Raw genomic sequence first — 3998 nt, 5'->3', positions numbered from 1 at the left:
GACAGGTGTCGATTCGACAACCGGCCCGAAGGCGCTTGGAGCCGCTGTCACAAGGCGGACTTCCTTCGTGAACATCCATTCGATTGGCCATGCCTCAGACAACGTTCGCTCCTGCATATAACAATCCTGCCGACTCCAAATATTGCTGTGTTCGCGGCGCTATGGGGCCGCCGCGTGTGTAGTCGATCGATACAGAGCCTATACGATAGCCTGTTATGTCACGGGGAACACGATTCAACTCGCCAGCGTGCATCCAGTATTCAATCTGAGCGCACACCGCCTTAACATACAAGGCGAGTAGATCGTCCGGAATTTGAGCCGGTCGAATTGAAATAACGCTGTCCACCAGCTCAGTCGCGCGCTCCAGTAGCCTCTCCGCGTCTTCTGGTAGATCTGTCGAACCCAAGTATTCCGCGAGGTCAGTTGTTGTAACACGAACCATAGCAATCCACTTTCAAGCGATCAGTCGGCCAGTCCTGCTCGTTCTTGACTGGCACAAGTCTCAGTCTAGACCAGCGCGAATGTTTACAGTTGGATCGCCATTTGTTTCCAGCGTTCGGTCAGAAGTACACCCTATCAAATTGTAGATATCGCCAACACTATATTCATCATTCAAATGAGCGTGTTGCAAAGCTCCTGTGGCGTCAAATGTTTCAAGGTGACAGCGAATGAGATCAAAGGTTATCGGAGTTGTACCCGCCGTGTAAAAGCAATTCACAAAAACCCCGGAATATTTTTCGTCCAGTATTCTCGCTCGTAGAATGCAATCCTCGAACTCAACTGGACTGACCTCGCCTTGAGTCCAAAAGCAAGCAGGATAGCCAGGGCCAAAGTGACCGGCAGGCACTGTGAGGTCCAGTAGCGACCGACGAACTTTAACGTAACCCCCGGGGTGACAAATCAATCGCCCCCATGAAGCCCGCCAGTGACTCGCGTCGTAGACAAGCCTTGAATCTTCCATGAGAATGTTAGTTAAGTACGAAAGCCCATCGCCGGCTGTCGTCATATCACAGCGCCGCAGCGTGACCGCCTCGCAGGGTATAGCAGGATCCCCAGTGTGAATAATCACGTCCTCGTCGCCATCGAGAGTACAGTCTTCGACGGTTAAGTCATATAGTTCGTCAGTTGACAGGCTCGGAAAGTTTATAGCTGCTACAAAGGACGCAGAACTTGACGGTCGGTATCGGATATCGGAGATGTAAAGATTACAGTTGGGATCGGCATTTCCCACCTTGAGCGCAACGCTCTTCACTGTTTGCTCTAAAAGCCCGAAATACAAGCCGTACCATCGATTCGCCGCTATTGCCGGTATATCGCACGTTCGACTCGTTCCACTGCCATCAGGTTCCGTGTTAGTCTCAAAGACTATTTGACCTGCAGTCAAGGGGGCTGTGGCCCGAAACCAAATGTAAAACTTGCTTGCAACCCCTGGCCCGCCGGTCGAGCAATCAAGGCGTGCAAGTGTCCCGCTGAGCGGACCGCCGCGTGTCAAAAGCATGCCCGCGCGGCCATCTACAGGGCCGGGGTTACTCAAAGTAATATTCGTACCGGCGGTCCAGCCAGTTAACGTAGTACAAGCATTGAGAAGCGAAGGCGGAACCTTGCGTCCACGAATAGTTAAATTCTGGAGCCAGTTCTTTCCATTGCCATAAATGGCAGCGCCATCATTGGGGCTCGGATCAACGTCTATCACGGAAAGGTCCCTGTGAACCCCCCGCAAACACACGCCGGGTCTCATGTAGATTGAACTTGTATATGTGAACGGCGGAACCTCAACCAGTTGATATGCACCAGTCGCCGCATAAGCAGCACCGGCTCTATCGATTGCCTTTTGTAAGTCGTCCGTCGGGCGGACAACCCGAACGTTTTTACCAAACAACCCGGAAGCAACGTGCACGCCATCGATGACCGCGCCTTGAGGGTGGTCAATCATATCAATTAGCATTGCCCTTCACCTCCCGATCATTTCGACGACGGTCGCGAGCGCGCGGCGCTTGGGCTTTCTTTTCTTTTGATTGAACCTCAGGTTGAGGCTCAGGGTTTTCAGCTTCGATGTTTGGGGCTGGCGGGGGCCCCGCGCAACCCCCGCGCAGCCACGTGATGTTCTTCGTGACCATGTTTTTACAACCTCGCCTTACGGCAGTTCGACGCAAGCAACGCTCACCGCGGCCGAAGCCTTGATCCTGATCTTTCCGGTATCTGCGCCACTCGTGTTTTTAACTCGGGCACTCTCCGCCACAACGCAGTAAATCAAGTTCTGCGTCATGTTCGAAATGACGATATCGCCTTGACTACCAGCAAGGCCGTCGCCAGCCTTAATGGTCAATGTCGCTCCGCCCGCCGAGTCTCTTGCGAGAATCAAAAACCGAGCGTCCGGCGGGGGCACAAGGACCCCGTCGTTGCTGGACGTCAAAGACGCCCAGCTCGCGCTTGCGATTGTGGTACCGGCATTCAAAGCAACTTGAACTGGAGTAATTGTTTGATCAGCCATTTCAACATCTCCTTACGGTTCACTGGCAATCGTGCAAGTCAAAACGGCGAGTGCATCGGGCAGGACAACCTTGGCGCCATAGAGATGCAGCCCGCGCACCGCGTCCGCGAACCGGGATTGCAACCGATAGGCCTCGACCTTGTTAATCTGTTCCGCGTAGGTGATCGCCCGCGGGATCCCGGCCATTATGCGATAGGTCCCCGTCGCGGCGGGAACGTTGTTCGAGACCTTCAAGTCAAAGCCTGCCGCGCGCCCGACAAAACCGTTGTCAAATGCTTCGTTCGTTGTGTTTTCAACAAGAACTTTCGCAAGAACAAGCTTTGTCTTGTACCAGGGCGGGATGATGCACCAGCGCCCCTCCGTGGGGACGTTGCGCTCGTCAAGCGCTTGAGCAAGCGTCAACAATCCCGCCAGGGCGTTTTGACTATTAATTGCGACGCTCGACGAAATCGAACCCGCTTCGGTGTAGAGCGAAGCAATGTACTGGTCGGCAGCATCCCGCAGTCGGTAGGCCGCGTCATTCATCGCCGCAGCCATGATGTCGACTCCGGCTTGCGCGCGATCGACATCGTCGACTTGAAAGGCGAAATATTTCGCCTGGCTGATTTCCAGCGTCAACTGCTCGTCGTTCAAGGTCTCGGGAGTAATTGTCGTGCTGTTTTTTGTGTAATCGCTAACCGTCACCGGCCCAAGCGCCGTGATCCTGACGCGATCTCCCTGACCCTTAATCTCGCCTTCATAATCGCGATTGCAGACCGAAGTATAAACCGATGTTTTTTGCAAGGTCTCGAGTATTCGTCGAGACCAAAGCTCTGGGATAAAATTGTTTACAGACATTTAGATCATCTCCTTTTAGATGCGTAATATGCTTGAATTTCTGGCATTCTCCGCTTAAGCTCTTCAGTCGACATCTTCGCAATGATATCGTCGTTCAAGGGCTGTTGCCCGGCACCCGTGCTAAAGTCAACGCCGGCTCGCGCACTCGTCGATGTCATTAGCTCTGGCAACTCTACAACAACTTGCTTCAAGGCCTGCTTGATTGCCTCGCGATCGGGCTCGCGGGTTTCAGGGTCGACTGTGACTTCAGCGAAGTCCGCGAGCCGGATCGCCTGCCGGATCCGATCCGGTTTTATGCCAAGCTCAAGAGCAACCGCCTGCGCTTCCGAACGAATGGCTCGATCATTCAACTTGTATTCGACATCGCGCAGCTTCGTCTCATACTCGTTGACCGTTCGCTGGAGTCGCTCGATCTCCGAAAGGTCTTTCTCTTCAGCAGCCTTCTTGAGCTCCGTTTCTATTTCACTGCGAAGACGTTTCCTTTCGCGCTCAAGCCGTTGCGCAACAATTCGATTGACTTCGTCGACGCTAAAGCGTCGATCGTCCCTCTCTGGTTCGAGAGTTTGACTTGCCTCCGGAGCAGGGCTTGCTTCCTGCACCTGAGTATCAACTTGCACTTCTTGTACTTCTTCTGGCATTATCTGCCCTCCGTTTTACCCCCGTCGGGTTT

5 protein-coding genes are annotated in these 3998 nt (G+C 53.6%); all 5 read right to left on the bottom strand.

Features of this window, described 5'->3' with window-relative positions; genetic code table 11:
• Window positions 1-94: 94 nt before the first annotated feature.
• Window positions 95-442 carry a hypothetical protein gene (locus ABJK56_RS13945; RefSeq protein ID WP_347245276.1) on the bottom strand — a complete coding sequence of 116 codons (348 nt, stop codon included), beginning with the start codon at window positions 440-442 and terminating at the stop codon, window positions 95-97.
• A gap of 60 nt (window positions 443-502) precedes the next feature.
• Window positions 503-1945 (bottom strand): hypothetical protein, encoded by a 1443-nt coding sequence (locus ABJK56_RS13940; RefSeq protein WP_347245275.1) that lies wholly within the window; start codon window positions 1943-1945, stop codon window positions 503-505.
• Between the two features lie 189 nt (window positions 1946-2134).
• Window positions 2135-2491, bottom strand: coding sequence for a hypothetical protein (locus ABJK56_RS13935; RefSeq protein WP_347245274.1), 357 nt, complete (start codon window positions 2489-2491; stop codon window positions 2135-2137).
• A gap of 12 nt (window positions 2492-2503) precedes the next feature.
• Complete coding sequence (locus ABJK56_RS13930; protein WP_347245273.1) at window positions 2504-3328, bottom strand: hypothetical protein; 825 nt, start codon at window positions 3326-3328, stop codon at window positions 2504-2506.
• 5 nt (window positions 3329-3333) lie between these two features.
• Entirely contained in the window at window positions 3334-3966 is a 633-nt protein-coding gene (locus ABJK56_RS13925; RefSeq protein WP_347245272.1) for a DUF4355 domain-containing protein, read from the bottom strand.
• Between the last annotated feature and the right edge of the window lie 32 nt (window positions 3967-3998).

This window comes from Thermogutta sp. (assembly GCF_039793925.1).
GTDB lineage: Bacteria > Planctomycetota > Planctomycetia > Pirellulales > Thermoguttaceae > Thermogutta.
This window is presented reverse-complemented; position numbering and strand designations above follow the sequence as displayed.